This window comes from Microbacterium sp. SORGH_AS_0454, from assembly GCF_031453395.1.
Lineage (GTDB): Bacteria > Actinomycetota > Actinomycetes > Actinomycetales > Microbacteriaceae > Microbacterium.
Genome location: NZ_JAVIYS010000001.1, coordinates 1,164,038 through 1,177,308 on the forward strand (window position 1 = coordinate 1,164,038; position 13,271 = coordinate 1,177,308).

Genomic DNA, 13,271 nt, shown 5'->3' on the forward strand with positions numbered 1-13,271 from the left:
ACCCGTGCGGAGCGCGTGACTGCGTGGCAAAGTGCCGGATGCCGCGAGCTACGCCCCGCGACCTCAGTCGCGCGGCCAGGAATCGGCGAACTTCGCCAAGAGGCGGGCGAACTCCACGCGCTCGGCGTCGCTGAAGGACTCGAGTGCGGAGCGCACGGCATCCCGCCTTCGTCCCCGGAAACCCGACACGAGCCTCTCGCCCTCGGGAGTGAGGCGCACGCGCGTGCGACGAGCGTCGTCGGGGTCGGGCTCGCGCGCGACCAGCCCCATCTGCGCGGCCTGTTGCACGAGGCGCGAGGCGCGCGGCTGGTCGACGCCGACGGCCTCGCCGATCTCGCTGACCGAGAGCGAACCGGATGCCGCGACCAGGGCGTCGAGCATGCGCAGGCGCGCCGGCCCGCCGAAGCGTCCGTGCGAGGGATCGGCGGCCCACGGCGGAGCGCCGCGGCCCCAGGGCCCGCCGTGCCCGCCACCGTGGTCGCCGTGCGGGTGGTGGTGCGCCTCGGCCGGGAACGGCGGCCTCGGGCGTCGTCCGCGCAGGCGCCCGAGGGCGGCGGCGATCTCGTCGGCGGGGTCGGTGGCCATGCGGAAATTTTACATGTCTCTTGACAAGCATCGGGAATGCATGTCACAGTACATTCGTTGTCACATGACATGCAATGGCGGATCGACCGCCCACGAAAGGACTCCCCCATGAACACCCCCGCACCTTCTGACCCCCGCAGCCTCGCCCATCGCCTCACGACGGTCGGCCACGCGCTGCACCACCGCCTGTTCGCGCAGTTGCGCGACAGCGACCTGCACCCGAAGACCGTCGCGGTCCTCTCCGTGATCGACGGGCGCCTCGACGCCCCGTGGATCAGCGACCGCATCGCCCGCGGCGGCAAGCGCATCAGCGCCCTCGCCGACCGGGGATGGATCGCCCCCGCCGGCGACGGCTGGACGCTCACCGACGAGGGTCGTCAGACGCTCGATCGAGTGGATGCCGACCGCCAGGCGCTTCTCGCCGGAGTTCCCGCCGAAGAGATCGCGCGCCTGACCGCCGCCCTCGACGCGATCTCCGGGGCCCTCGGCCTCGAGGAGGACGCCGGCCCGCGCGGCCCCCGCGGCTTCGGCTTCGGTCCCGGCCCGTTCGGCCCCGGGTCCGGCCGCGGCTTCGGTCCCGGAATGCGCGGCGGCCCCCGCTTCGGCGGCGGCGAGCGCGACCACCGGCGCGAAGACGGCGGCAACGCCCACCACGGCTTCGGCCCCCGCCACGGCGGGCACACCGACGGGCACCGCGCCGACGGCGACGGCACATCCGACGGCTCCCCGCAGGGCGGCGACCCCCGCCACGGCGACCACGGCCACCGGCACGAGCGCGGACACGGCCGCGGACACCGGGCGGTCGAGCGCGCCTACGAACGCGGTTTCGACGCCGGGTTCACCCGTGGGCGCGAGTCCGCGGCATCCGAGTGATCATCGAGAACACGACGCGGCGGGACCTCCCTCGGGAGGCCGCCGCGTCGTCGTTCGGTCAGCGTCCCGCGGAACCCGCGTCGGTGTAGCCGACGTCGGTGCGGTGGAAGTTCAGCGATGAGCGCGAGGCCGTCGGGCCGCGCTGTCCCTGGTACCGGTTGCCGTAGGGCCCGGAGCCGTACGGGTTCTCGGCCGGCGAGGTGAGCCGGAAGTAGCAGACCTGCCCGATCTTCATCCCGGGCCACAGCTTGATGGGCAGCGTCGCGACGTTCGAGAGTTCGAGCGTGACGTGACCCGAGAACCCGGGGTCGATGAACCCCGCGGTCGAGTGGGTGAGCAGCCCGAGACGCCCGAGCGACGACTTGCCCTCGAGGCGCGCCGCGACGTCGTCGGGCAGGCTGACGCGCTCGAACGTCGACCCGAGCGCGAACTCGCCCGGGTGCAGGATGAACGGCTCGTCGGGCTCGACCTCGATGAGACGCGTGAGCTCGGGCTGGTTCTCGGCGGGGTCGATGAAGGGGTACTTGTGGTTGTCGAACAACCGGAAGTAGCGGTCGAGACGCACGTCGACGCTCGAGGGCTGGACCATGGCCGGGTCGAAGGGCTCGAGGCCGAGGCGCTTCGCGTCGAGTTCGGCCCGGATGTCGCGATCGGAGAGCAGCACGGCCCCAGCCTAGAGGCGGGGCCCGTGTCACGTCGGTCGGGTTTCGGCGCCGACGGCGGTGTCGAAACCGCATCCGCTTGTCGAGACCGCGTGCGATGGGCGACGAACGTGTGCGTCCTCGCGAATCTCCCGCGGTCTCGACGGCGCCGATCCCGCGCTCGAATCGCGTGATCATCCCGGATGCCGAGGCATGCCACGCAGACGCTGTTATGCTGGCCGGGCTGCCGCAAGGCGCACGGGGCTGTAGTTCAATGGCAGAACATCTGCTTCCCAAGCAGATAGCGCGGGTTCGATTCCCGTCAGCCCCTCCACAGCCCTCGCGGGCGGCCTCAGGCCGTTCGGGAGGGCTTTGTCTTTCCCCCGTCACCCCTCCCCCTCGGCCGTTCACCGCACGGGCAGACTGGACGCGACGAGGGGGGAGACGTCATGACAGAGGTCGCGGAACGTCATCCGGATGCTACGGATGATCGAGGCCTGCCGTTCTGGGTGAAGGCGCTCGGATGGCTGCAGGTGGCGGTCATCGCGCTGGCGCTCGTCGCCTTCGTCGTGCTGCAGGGCGTGCAGGCGGCGTCCTCCGGCGTCAACTACGACGCGGCGGCGTTCGCGGTCATCCTCGCGCTCCCGCTGATCATCGTCTGGCAGCAGCAGATCGCGGCTCTCGTCGTCGCGGGTGCGCTCGTCGTCGGCATCGTGCTCGGCGTCCGTTTCCGCCGTGGTCGCATGAGCGTGGGCCAGGCCGTCTGGGGCTACACCCTGCTCGGGTGGACGCTGTTCTGGGTCACGATGTGCGCGTGGGGGTTCGTCCGGCTCCTCTTCGCCTTTCTCGGCTGAGCCCGCGGGCGCGGCATCCGAGGGGGACTTTCCACAGGGCTAGGAAACTCCGGAGACGACCGGCGCCGCGGAATTACGCGCGTGTAGTTTCGAACACGTTAACGAATCTGGGCCTTATCCACACGTGTTTGCACAGGCTGCGACGGTTTCCACACACGCTCTCCACACAGTTATCCACAGCTGTGGAGACAGTCGTTCGCCCGTGTCGACGAGTCGGCGGGGCGCATGGGTATCGTCAGGATCCTCCCCGCGCCGACGCGTCGAGCGCAGCATCGTCGTGTGCGAACGAACAACGGCTTCCCCTTTCACGCGAGCGGAACCTGGGGCTTCTACGAACGGCGACTGAGCGGTCACGGGCTCGTCGTCGAGCACCTGCGGGTGCTCCCCCCGGACGGCAGGCCCGAAGAGCGACTCGTGTGGAACGCGGCGGTGATCTGGCCCTACGTCGGCTTCTTCTGCGGCATCGCCGCGGCCGCCGCCGCGCATCACACCAGCTCCGTCGCGGCAAGCGTGGCACTCGGCGCCGTCGTGTGGCTCGTGCCGTGGGCCTGGCTGGCATGGAGAAGCCGCCCCTTCGCGCGGCGCGTCCGCGAGTCCTGGCGGATCAGCGGTGCCGGAACGTGGATGGTCGACCCCTCGCCGCTCCGCGATCACGCCGAACGTCTCGCCGAGGCCGGTCGACGGGCCGCCTTCGATCGGACACAGCGACACGTGACGCTCACCTGGGGCGACGTCTACGCGGCGCTCGCGGCGCAGGCGGAACCCGCCTCGACAGCCCTCGTCGTGCACACCCCCGCGGCGGAGCCCCGCGTCGTCCACGAGAGCCGCCATCCTCGGCCCCGACCCGCCGCCAACTTCCTCCCGCGCGGGACCGGCCTCACGTCCTCAGGTGCGACGCCCCGTTCAGATCGAGCACCGCACCCGACGCCCACTGCGAACCCGGCGAACTGAGGTACACCACGGCATCCGCCACCTCTTCGGGATTGGCGACACGACCGAAGGGACTTTGATCCCGGATGCCGTCGCCCGCCGCTCCGGCCAGCTTCTCCTGCTGCCGGTCGGTGCCGACGAACCCGGGAGCGACGCTCGTGACCGCGATGCCATGCGGAGCGAGCGCCACCGCGAGGGACTGCCCCATCGCGTGCAGTCCCGCTTTCGCCGCCCCATAGGCGGGGAACTCGGGTTCGCCGCGGAACGCGCCGCGCGAGCCCACGTTCACGATCGACCCCGGGAGCCCCCGTTCGATGAGGGAGCGCGCGACGAGGAAGGCCAGGTTGGCGGGCGCCTGCAAATCGACCTGGACCATGCGTTCCCAGGTGCGGTGCCAGGTGGCGTAGTCGACCGTCGCGACCGGGTGCGAGGTCGAGGGGTTCGGGGCGAGGGCCGCGTTGTTGACGAGGACGTCGATGCGTCCGAACGCGTGGAGGACGTCGTCGACGATGCGTTCCGCGGTCTCCGGGTCGGAGACGTCTCCTCCCACGAGGACGTGCCCGTCGCCGTGCAGCAGCGCGAGGGTCTCCTCGGCAGCCGAGAGAGGTCCTGACCGTAGTGGACGGCGACCCGATCTCCGCGGGCGCTCAGGGCTACGGCGATCGCGCGCCCGATTCCGCGTGAGGCGCCGGTGACCAGAGAGTGCAGCATGCGCCCATCCTCCCGGTGCCGAGCGTTCGGGCGGCTCCACGAAACGGCGGGCCGCCCGAACTGTCCGGGGCTCACGCATCGGGGCGATGAACCGGTCGCATCCGATGCGGATGGCCCACGCTACGTTCGCGCGCGGCCGGCGAGGCGGGCTTGACGAGCTCCCCCCGCGGGTGCGGGGGCCCGGGGAGCCGGGTCAGGCGCGGGTGAATCCGTCGAGGTCGGGGTCCCAGAAGGCGTCGGGGTTCGCGTCGTCGCCCGGCTGCTCGACCGCGATGGCCGGTGCCTGCGGAAACCGCTTGTGCTGGCGCAGCTCTTCGGCCGCCCACGAGAAGTCGGGCTCCTGACCTTCCCAGTCGGCCGGGGCGCTGAGCACGTCGTTGCCGACGCCGATGACAAGCTCGGCCTCTTCTTCGCCGCCTTCGGTGACGATCGGGATGCTCACCGCCTCCGCCTGCCCTTCGGCGGCGATCGACGCGGTGAGCTGCACGAGCGCCTCCGCCACGTCATCGGTCGTGGTCACGGTCTCACCGGCATAGGTCACACTGCGCATTCAGCGATGTTCTCCTCTCGAGCGCATCGGAGGGAGCCGGTTGCCCCGGGGCGCGCGCTCCGATAGGGCGCTCGTGTCGGAGGTCCGCGCTAGGGTCCGGTGAGCCGGCCGAGAGGATCACGACCATGACCGAAGCCCCCGAGCTGATCGTCGACGACGCCGCGCGCTGGCGATCGTGGCTCGACGCCCACGAAGACACCAGCGATGGTGTGTGGCTGGTGCTCGCGAAGAAGGGCACGACCTCGCCCACGTCCCTCACCTACGCCCACGCCCTCGACGAGGCCCTCTGCAGCGGGTGGATCGACGGGCGAAAGCAGTCCCGGGATGCCGACACCTTCCGACAGCACTTCACCCCGCGCCGCGCCCGCTCGATGTGGTCGAAGCGGAACGTCGATCACGTCGCCCGCCTGACGGACGAGGGGCGCATGCGGCCCCGCGGGGCCGACGAGATCGCACGCGCTCAGGCCGACGGGCGGTGGGAGCGCGCCTACGAGGGATCCGCGGCGATCGAGGTCCCGGCAGACCTGCGCGAAGCCCTGGATGCCGAGCCCGTCGCGGCGCGCGCCTTCGAGGCGCTGACCAAGGCCGAGCGCTACTCGGTGCTGCATCCCGTCGTCACCGCGACGACGCCCGCGACCCGGGCGACGAGGATCGCGCGACACGTGCACCGCCTCGCCGCCGATCCGGCTCCCCCGGCCCGGGAGGACTGATCACCGCCGAGAATGGGCTCATGCGCGCGCGACGACTCCTCGGCCTGACCGCAGCGGCATCCCTCGTTCTCGGGCTGACCGCCTGCGCGGCGCCCGCCACCGAATCCACGCCCGCCGCCACCGGACCCGTCGTGTCGTTCTACGGCGATTCGTACACGCGCGGCACGGGCGCGAGTTCGAACGACAAGCGCTGGTCGACGATCGTGTCGGCCGAGCGCGGCTGGCGCGAGATCAACCGCAGCGAGAACGGTCTCGGCTTCGTCAACCGCCGCGCCTCGATGGGACCCGGACTCGACGACATCCCCGCCCAGGTCATCGCCGACGACCCCGACCTCGTCTTCGTCACCATGGGGTTGAACGACAACTTCAGTTACGACCGCGCGGCCGAGCGCATCCGCGAGACGATCGAGAGCGACCTGCAGCGCCTGCGCGAGGGGCTGCCCGACGCACGGATCGTCGTCGTCGAGCCCTTCTGGTACACCGCCGACCGCCCGGCGTCGGTCGACGTCATCGCGGGCTGGGTCGAAGACGCCGCAGCGCGCATCGGCGCCGACCACATCGAGGGGGCGAGCCACTGGCTCGACGGGCACTACGCCGACTCCGCCGACAGCTGGATGGCCGGCGACGGCCTGCACCCGAACGACACCGGGTACGCGCACCTGGCGGAGCAGATGGATGCCGCGCTGGGCGCCCTCGACCCGCCCCTATGACCGCGACGCTCCGGAAAATCGCCGTCGGCTGAGCGCCCAGACCCCCGCCGCCGCGACGAGAAGCAGAGCCAGGATGCCGACGATGTGCAGCACCAGCGAAGCGAGGCCGCGCTCGGGCAGCAGGAATCCGTAGGGAACCCACCCGTCGGTCGCCCCGCGCACGAGGACGACGGTAATCCAGAGCAGCGGGTACGGCAGTACCCACCAGAGGTGCCGCCACGCGAGCCGGGGCCGGTCGCGAGCCGTCGCGATGTCGAGGACGACGATGACCGGGAACACGACGTGCAACACCGCACTGACCCACGGCGGGGCAGACCCCGTTCCGGGCACCAGAGCGTTGTAGACGACTCCGACCACGATGAGACAGGCCGCGCCGATCGCCCACGCGAGAGCGAGCGGGAACGGCAGGGCTCGATTCGCCAGACCGATTCCTCCGACGGCGATCAGCACGAGCGCCGTCAGACTGCTCGTCTGATTGGTGAAGTATCCGAAGTAGTCGAGGGGGTTGGCGTCGCCCGCCGCGATCCGCAACACGTAGGCGAACAGCACGACGACGAGCACGATCGCGCCGGCGACGACGCGAGCGAAGGAACGCACGGTTGCCGGGTGGGAGGTCACCCCGTGACGCTACCGTGCGCGCCCCGGACCGGCCGCTGCGTCAGGCGCCGTTCGCCGTCCGCGCGCGGAACCACACGGTGAGCTCGCGCACGGCGCGGATGCTCGCGTCTTCGTCGGCGGCCTCGAGGTCGTCGAAGGTGTCGCGGAAGCCCTCGGGCGCGGGTGTCGTGGGAACGCCGATCGGCTCGTACCCCATCGTCCACTCCGTGAAGCGCCGCTCATCGATGTGCTCCGAGAGCAGCACGCGAACGTCCGTGTGCCGCGGGTCGCGTCGGATCTTCGTCATGAGTTCGTCCACGGCATCCTGCGGCCCTTCGAGCACCTGGAAGAAACGCCCGCGGCGATACAGCAGCATGCCGGTGAGATCGTGCTCGTGATTCGACCGGCGGCTCTGCGCGAGGAGGTCGTTGAGGCGGTCGTCGTCGAACGGATCGGACGCCGCGCTGACGTACGAGATGGACACGAGGTCGGAGTTCACGAGGACCTCCCGCCGTCGATCGACCGCGGCGCGGGGACACGCACCTCGCGAAGCGTGATCTCGGCGTCGTGCGGGGGCTGGTCGTTGGTGACGGCGGCCATCGCGGCGGTCAGGGCTTCGAAGCGACCGACGAGGCGCGAGCGACCGTTGTACGCCAGGTACCCGCCGCCGCTCTGGCGGTCGATGTAGCCGAGGAACACCCCGCTCTTACTGCCGACGTGGAAGCCGTCTTCGACGCGAGCCCACACGACTCCGGCGCCGGGGCGGTCGTGAGACACCATGGTCGCCCCTCTTTCTGCCCGGGATGGAAACGGGCGAATGCGACCGTACCGGCCCCCTCCGACATCGAGGCGCCCTTGACAGATCGCCCGACGCACGAGCCACCGGGCGGAGGCGTCGAACGGCCGCGTCCCCGTCAGACCAACGCGGCGCGGATCTGCGCGGAATCGTCGGTGCCGGTCGCCTCGGCGATCCGCCCCTTCTCGATGCGGTACATCGCGAACGAGGCGATGTTCACGCGTCGGCGGGTCGGCATCACGTGCGCGAACGCGCCGGTGTGCGCTCCCCCGCCCCGCAGATGAACCGCCAGACGGTCGTCCTCCACGATCAGCTGGATGCGCTTCCACTGCCAATCGGGGAAGCCGTGCAGCAGCTCCGCCAGATCGGCGATCCACGCCTCGGCCCCCGCGGGCAGGTGCGCGCGACGTACCGCGGGGTGCAAGAACCCGCGGACGGCTTCGAGGTCGTGCCGGTTGAGGGCGTCGAGGTAGTCGGCGAACCACTCTCGCGTCTCCCAGACCTCCACTCCCCCATTATCGACGGGATGCCGGGGACCCGGCCCGTCCGCGCGAGAGGGGGAGCGTCCCTGGCTCCTACGGCTCTCGACCTCTCACGCGTCTTCGGCGAACACCTGAGTCGCGATGCGAAACGCCGTGTTGGCCGCCGGCACACCCGAGTAGATCGCCGACTGCAGGATCACCTCGCGGATCTCGTCGATCGTGAGGCCGTTGCGCAGGGCCGCCCGCAGGTGCATCGCGAGCTCTTCGTGGTGGCCGTGGGCGATGAGCGAGCTCAGCACCGCGATCGAACGGGAGCGGCGGTCCAGACCGGGCCGCGACCAGACGTCGCCCCAGGCCACGCGCGTGATGAAGTCCTGCCAGTCGGCGGTGAGCTCGGTCGCCGCCGCCGTCGCGCGGTCCACGTGTTCGTCCGACAGCACGGCACGGCGAACGGCCATGCCCTGGTCGTGGCGTTCCTGGTCGGTGGGCATCAGGCGTCCTTTCCGGTCGCAGATACGAAGAACGACCGCAGCAGCGCCGCCACGGCCTCGGGCTGCTCGGCGGGCGGGAGATGGCCGGCGTCGTCGATGCGCGCGACACGGCCGTCCGCCACACCCTCGGCGATCTCGACCGCCTTGGCCTCGGGGGCGACGGCGTCGAACGACCCCCAGGCCGCGAGCACGGGGACGCGGATCTCGCCCAGCACGGGCCGCACGTCGTACGCGGCGAGCGCCTCGCAGCAGCGCGCATAACCGTCGTCGTCGGCATCTTGAAGGACGTGTAGCAGACGCCCGGTCAACTCGGGACGCCGCGCGATCGAGTCGGGGGCGAACCAGCGCTGGGCCGAGCCGACGATGAGGCTCGACGTGCTCTGCGCCCGGGCCTGCGCCGCCCGGTCCGTCCACGACGCGGGTTCTCCCAGGACGGCTCCGGATGCCACGATCGCGGCGCCCCGAAGACGCTCGCCGTGCCGCAGCGCGAGCTCGAGCCCCGTCGCACCGCCCAGGGACACCCCGGCGTACAGGAACGTCTCGTCGGTTACGGCGGCGGCCACGGCATCCGCGAGGTCTCCGACGGTGAACGCCTCGTGCACCCGGGGCCCCGCGCCGTGGCCGGGGAGGTCCCACGCGCAGACGCGGTAGTCGTCGGCGAGAAGGGGCACGACGTCCTCCCAGAGAATCGTCGAGGTGCCCAGCGACGGCCCCAGCACCACGAGGGGCGCGTCGGCGGGTCCGACCGGCTCGGTCAGCGAGACGAGGCTCATGCGTCGACCCCCCTGCTGTGTGCCGTGCCGCCGCCCGCGTGGCCCGTGCCGCGCGCGAGGCGGGGGGCGAGGCCGAGGTACCGAGCCGGGTCGAGCAGCGCGTCGACGTCGAGACCGGCCGCCTCGGGCAGCGCGCGCAGACGCGGGGCGAGGTCGTCGTCGCCATCGAGCAAGGCCGCGAAGCGCTCGGCACCGATGAGCGGCACGAGCACTCCCCGCAGACGCTCGCTGACGATGCGCCCGCCGGTCAGACCGACGGTGGCGGCGGCCACAGCCGCGTCGACGCGCAGGTGCGCGAGCAGGGACGATCCGTGCGCCGACGCGCCGACCGCGAGACGGAGCAGCTCGCGCAGCGTCGGCCACTCGGAGTGCCAGGCGCCGTCGGGGCGCTCGTCGACCGCGAGGGCCGAGGCGAGGTGCAGGGTCGCACCCAGGTGCGGTGCGCGCAGGGCGGCCGAGCGGATGAGCACCGCTTCGGCGGGGTTCTGCTTCTGGGGCATCGCCGACGACCCCCCGCCCACGCCCTCCGAGACCTCGCCGATCTCGGTGCGGCTGAGCGTCGCGACGTCGGCGGCCGTCTTGCCGAGCGCGTCGATGGCCTGGACGAGGGCGTCTCCGATCTCCGTCACAGGCCAACGCGCCACGTGCCAGGGCGCGTCGGGGGCGTCGAGTTCGAGGGCCCGGGCGAAGGCCGCGGGAAGCGCGTCGGCGGCATCCGTCGATCCGGTGACCTCGACGAACGACGCGAGCGTCCCTCCGGCACCCGCGAGCTGCGCGGGGAAGACGAGGGCATCCAGCCGTACGACGGCGCGCTCGAGTCCGCGCGCCCAGATCGCGGCGCGCGCACCGATCGTGGTGGGCACGGCGTGCTGGGTGAGGGTACGGGCCGCGGACACCTCGTCGGCGTGCGCGGTGGCGAGCTGTCGGGCCCAGACGGCCGCGTTCGCGACCGAGCGACGCGTCTGTTCGACCGCGCGCCGCGCGACCACCATCAGCGCTGTGTCGAGGATGTCCTGGCTCGTCGCCCCGCGGTGGATCCACGCTCGATGCTCTGCGGGCACCTGCGCCTTCAGCGCGCCGACGAGCGGAATCACGGGGTTGCCCCCGGCGACCGCGTCGCGGACGAGGGCGTCGACGTCGATCCCGCGCAAGGACGCGCCGCCCTTCTCGTCGATCCCGAAGACGTGGTCGATCTCGACTCGCGCCCCGCGCGGGGCGGCCCCCACCTCGACGTACGCCGCGACCAGCGCGCACTCGACGCGGATCATCGTGGACAGCACGAACCCGTCCGACAGCAGCGCGTCGTGACCGACGCTCACCGGCGAGAGCAGCCCGAGGTCGATGCGTGGAAGGGGATCAGAACGCAAGGAACACCGTCTCGTTCTCGCCCTGCAGTCGGATGTCGTGCGACAGGTACCCGTCGGGCGTCCGGGTCGCGACGAGGCTAGCGCGCTCCTCGCTCGAGAGCGACGACAGCAGCGGGTCGGCGGCGAGAGCGTCCTGGTCGGCGGGCGAGTAGATGCGGGTGTGCAGCTTGTCGGGCAGGCCGCGCGCGAACACGATCGCGGCGAAGAACCCTGCACCACCCCGGATGCCGCCCGGCTCCCGCGTCCAGAACGAGTAGCGCCCCTCGTCGTCGGTGAAGGCGCGGCCGAAGCCGGTGAACGTGTGATCGTCGCGGCGGAACGCGCCTCGCGCGCGCGGCACCGAGCCGTCGGCATCCGCCCCGAAGATCTCGATGAGGGCGTCGGGGATCGGCGCTCCCGCTCCGTCGAGGATGGTGCCGCTCAGCACGATCGCCCCGGGCGAGTGGGGGAAGACGACCTGATGCTGCTTGTCGAACTCAAGGCCGTAGGCGAAGAACGGTCCGACCGTCTGGCCGGGGGTGGCGCGGTGCGTCTTGGCGGGGATCACTCGTCGCCCTCCTGCTCGAAGTAGGTCTGCTCGGGTCCGTCGACCACGATGTCGAAGCGGTAGCCCGTCGCCCACTCGGGCGAGGTCAGGTCGTGGTCGTAGACGCCGACGAGGGCGTCCCGGTCCTTCTGCCGGTGGATGGAGTTGTAGATCGGGTCGAGCGCGAAGAGCGGATCACCGGGGAAGTACATCTGCGTCACGAGCCGCTGCGTGAACGACGAGCCGAACACCGAGAAGTGGATGTGCGCGGGCCGCCACGCGTTGCGGTGGTTCTTCCACGGGTAGGGCCCGGGCTTGATGGTGGTGAACCGGTACTCGCCGTTGTCGTTCGTGACCGCGCGCCCGGCGCCGGTGAAGTTCGGGTCGAGCGGGGCGGGGTGCTGGTCGCGCTGGTGGATGTAGCGCCCGGCGGCGTTGGCCTGCCAGATCTCGATGAGCTGGTTCGCCACCGGCCGGCCCCACGAATCGAGCAGGCGCCCCTGCACGCTCATGCGCTCCCCCAGCGGCTCGCCCGCGTGCTGCAGCGTGAGGTCGGACTCGATCGCGGCGACGTCTCGCTGTCCGAACGCGGGCGAGAACAGTTCGATCGTCTCGGGGTCGACGAGCTTCGGATTCTTGGTCGGATGCCGCAGCACGCTCGACCGATACGCCGGGAAGTCGTGGGCGGTCGCGGCGACATGCGTGCCCGCGGCGTCGAGCGCGTCGAGTTCGGCGTGACGGGCGCGGATCTCGCGGACGATCTCGTCTTGCGTGGCCTGATCGGGTGCGGCCAGCAGCGATTCGGGGGCGGCGGCGGGAGGGTTCAACATGGGGTCTCCTTCGACCAGACAATGCTCCGGCACCGTCCCCAGCGGTGGCGAACGGTTCCCGCTGAATGGGAGTCATGGCATCCTGACCCCATGGCGAACTCCCCCTCGGGCGACTCGGTGACCGACCGCCTGGTGCGGATCCTCGAGACCTTCACCCCCACGCGCACCGCGCAGACCACGTCCGACATCGGACGGCGGGCGGGTCTGCCGAGCTCGTCGGCGCATCGGATCGTGAACGAGCTGGTGGATGCCGGCTTGCTCGAGCGCGACGAGGAGCGCCGCATCCGTGTGGGCATGCGCCTCTGGGAACTGGCCACGCGGTCCTCTCACGCCCTGCGCCTGCGCCAAGCGGCACTGCCGGCGATGGAGCGGGTGCAGACGCGCGTGCGCGAACACACGCAGCTGGCGATCCTCGAGCAGGAGGAAGCGCTCTTCCTCGAGCGGCTCAGCGCCCCCGACTCGGGGGCGAACATCACGCGCATCGCCGGGCGCCTTCCCCTGCACGCGTCATCGTCGGGTCTCGTCCTCCTCGCCTTCGCCCCCCACGATCTGCGGGAGCGCGTACTCGCCGGACCCCTGCGCGCCGTCACCCCCGAGACGATCGTCGACCCGGCAGCCCTGCGCCGCGTGCTCGCCGAGATCCGCAGCCTGGGCCGGGTCATCGCCCCCGGCTACGTCGACAGCGTCTCGACGGGAGTCGCCGTGCCCGTGCGCGATGAGACGGGGGCGGTGATCGCCGCCCTGTCGGTGGTGCTCCCCCGCGACGCCGAGACCCCGTTCGCCCTGGTCGAGCTGCACCGCGCCGCCCGCGACACCGAGCGCGCCCTCGGCTACCGCCGCTGACC

Annotated in this window: 19 protein-coding genes and 1 tRNA gene; 7 read left to right on the forward strand and 13 right to left on the reverse strand. The window is 71.5% G+C overall.

Translation table 11 applies throughout. From position 1 onward, the window contains the following. Nucleotides 1-63: 63 nt before the first annotated feature. The gene (locus tag QE454_RS05315) at nucleotides 64-585 is read right to left on the reverse strand and encodes a MarR family winged helix-turn-helix transcriptional regulator (RefSeq protein ID WP_307313766.1); all 522 of its coding nucleotides are present in this window, start codon (nucleotides 583-585) and stop codon (nucleotides 64-66) included. A gap of 108 nt (nucleotides 586-693) precedes the next feature. Between QE454_RS05315 and QE454_RS05320 the strand changes: the two genes are divergently transcribed. Continuing rightward, on the forward strand, nucleotides 694-1,458 hold the full coding sequence (locus QE454_RS05320) for a MarR family winged helix-turn-helix transcriptional regulator (protein WP_307457307.1): 765 nt from the start codon (nucleotides 694-696) through the stop codon (nucleotides 1,456-1,458). A gap of 58 nt (nucleotides 1,459-1,516) precedes the next feature. Here QE454_RS05320 and dcd read toward each other — a convergent pair whose 3' ends face one another. After that, a complete protein-coding gene (gene dcd / locus QE454_RS05325) occupies nucleotides 1,517-2,122 on the reverse strand; it encodes a dCTP deaminase (protein WP_210076838.1) in 606 nt (201 codons plus the stop codon). A gap of 237 nt (nucleotides 2,123-2,359) precedes the next feature. Here dcd and QE454_RS05330 point away from each other — a divergent pair. The 3 genes from QE454_RS05330 (at nucleotide 2,360) to QE454_RS05340 (ending at nucleotide 3,904) form a co-directional block, all read left to right on the forward strand. After that, nucleotides 2,360-2,433: transfer RNA gene (locus tag QE454_RS05330), tRNA-Gly, on the forward strand. Nucleotides 2,434-2,548: 115 nt separating this feature from the next. After that, nucleotides 2,549-2,953, forward strand: a complete 405-nt coding sequence (locus tag QE454_RS05335; protein ID WP_307457304.1) for a hypothetical protein — start codon at nucleotides 2,549-2,551, stop codon at nucleotides 2,951-2,953. Between the two features lie 225 nt (nucleotides 2,954-3,178). Next, nucleotides 3,179-3,904 (forward strand): DUF6611 family protein, encoded by a 726-nt coding sequence (locus tag QE454_RS05340; protein ID WP_307457301.1) that lies wholly within the window; start codon nucleotides 3,179-3,181, stop codon nucleotides 3,902-3,904. Here QE454_RS05340 and QE454_RS05345 read toward each other — a convergent pair. After that, nucleotides 3,831-4,433, reverse strand: a complete 603-nt coding sequence (locus QE454_RS05345) for an SDR family oxidoreductase (protein WP_309668548.1) — start codon at nucleotides 4,431-4,433, stop codon at nucleotides 3,831-3,833. The genes QE454_RS05340 and QE454_RS05345 overlap by 74 nt on opposite strands. Nucleotides 4,434-4,787: 354 nt before the next feature. Continuing rightward, nucleotides 4,788-5,144, reverse strand: a complete 357-nt coding sequence (locus QE454_RS05350) for a hypothetical protein (protein WP_210076830.1) — start codon at nucleotides 5,142-5,144, stop codon at nucleotides 4,788-4,790. A 125-nt stretch (nucleotides 5,145-5,269) separates the two neighbouring features. Here QE454_RS05350 and QE454_RS05355 point away from each other — a divergent pair, with 125 nt between their 5' ends. Together QE454_RS05355 and QE454_RS05360 are read left to right on the forward strand one after the other, a co-directional pair. Continuing rightward, nucleotides 5,270-5,854 carry a YdeI family protein gene (locus tag QE454_RS05355; protein WP_307457293.1) on the forward strand — a complete coding sequence of 195 codons (585 nt, stop codon included), beginning with the start codon at nucleotides 5,270-5,272 and terminating at the stop codon, nucleotides 5,852-5,854. Nucleotides 5,855-5,874: 20 nt separating this feature from the next. Next, on the forward strand, nucleotides 5,875-6,564 hold the full coding sequence (locus tag QE454_RS05360) for an SGNH/GDSL hydrolase family protein (RefSeq protein ID WP_307457290.1): 690 nt from the start codon (nucleotides 5,875-5,877) through the stop codon (nucleotides 6,562-6,564). Here the strand turns inward: QE454_RS05360 and QE454_RS05365 are convergent. The 9 genes from QE454_RS05365 to pcaH form a co-directional block, all read right to left on the reverse strand. Continuing rightward, nucleotides 6,559-7,182: a Pr6Pr family membrane protein gene (locus tag QE454_RS05365; RefSeq protein WP_307457281.1), complete on the reverse strand. Its 624-nt coding sequence runs from the start codon at nucleotides 7,180-7,182 to the stop codon at nucleotides 6,559-6,561. The two genes, QE454_RS05360 and QE454_RS05365, sit on opposite strands and share 6 nt — an antisense overlap. 40 nt (nucleotides 7,183-7,222) lie before the next feature. Beyond that, the gene (locus QE454_RS05370) at nucleotides 7,223-7,660 is read right to left on the reverse strand and encodes a BLUF domain-containing protein (RefSeq protein WP_307457278.1); all 438 of its coding nucleotides are present in this window, start codon (nucleotides 7,658-7,660) and stop codon (nucleotides 7,223-7,225) included. Then, complete coding sequence (locus QE454_RS05375) at nucleotides 7,657-7,941, reverse strand: hypothetical protein (protein WP_307457273.1); 285 nt, start codon at nucleotides 7,939-7,941, stop codon at nucleotides 7,657-7,659. The genes QE454_RS05370 and QE454_RS05375 overlap by 4 nt, the downstream gene beginning before the upstream one ends. A 134-nt stretch (nucleotides 7,942-8,075) precedes the next feature. Then, entirely contained in the window at nucleotides 8,076-8,465 is a 390-nt protein-coding gene (locus QE454_RS05380) for an ester cyclase (protein WP_210076822.1), read from the reverse strand. Nucleotides 8,466-8,549: 84 nt separating this feature from the next. After that, nucleotides 8,550-8,930 (reverse strand): 4-carboxymuconolactone decarboxylase, encoded by a 381-nt coding sequence (pcaC, locus tag QE454_RS05385; RefSeq protein ID WP_210076820.1) that lies wholly within the window; start codon nucleotides 8,928-8,930, stop codon nucleotides 8,550-8,552. Next, complete coding sequence (locus tag QE454_RS05390) at nucleotides 8,930-9,703, reverse strand: alpha/beta fold hydrolase (RefSeq protein WP_307457270.1); 774 nt, start codon at nucleotides 9,701-9,703, stop codon at nucleotides 8,930-8,932. Before QE454_RS05390 ends, pcaC begins: the two co-directional genes overlap by 1 nt. Continuing rightward, nucleotides 9,700-11,070, reverse strand: a complete 1,371-nt coding sequence (locus QE454_RS05395) for a lyase family protein (RefSeq protein ID WP_307457267.1) — start codon at nucleotides 11,068-11,070, stop codon at nucleotides 9,700-9,702. The genes QE454_RS05390 and QE454_RS05395 overlap by 4 nt, the downstream gene beginning before the upstream one ends. Then, entirely contained in the window at nucleotides 11,060-11,617 is a 558-nt protein-coding gene (pcaG, locus tag QE454_RS05400; RefSeq protein WP_210076816.1) for a protocatechuate 3,4-dioxygenase subunit alpha, read from the reverse strand. The genes QE454_RS05395 and pcaG overlap by 11 nt, the downstream gene beginning before the upstream one ends. Then, nucleotides 11,614-12,426 carry a protocatechuate 3,4-dioxygenase subunit beta gene (gene pcaH / locus QE454_RS05405; protein ID WP_307457263.1) on the reverse strand — a complete coding sequence of 271 codons (813 nt, stop codon included), beginning with the start codon at nucleotides 12,424-12,426 and terminating at the stop codon, nucleotides 11,614-11,616. The genes pcaG and pcaH overlap by 4 nt, the downstream gene beginning before the upstream one ends. Before the next feature lie 90 nt (nucleotides 12,427-12,516). Between pcaH and QE454_RS05410 the strand changes: the two genes are divergently transcribed. Further along, nucleotides 12,517-13,269: an IclR family transcriptional regulator gene (locus QE454_RS05410; RefSeq protein WP_210076812.1), complete on the forward strand. Its 753-nt coding sequence runs from the start codon at nucleotides 12,517-12,519 to the stop codon at nucleotides 13,267-13,269. The last annotated feature ends 2 nt before the right edge of the window (nucleotides 13,270-13,271 follow it).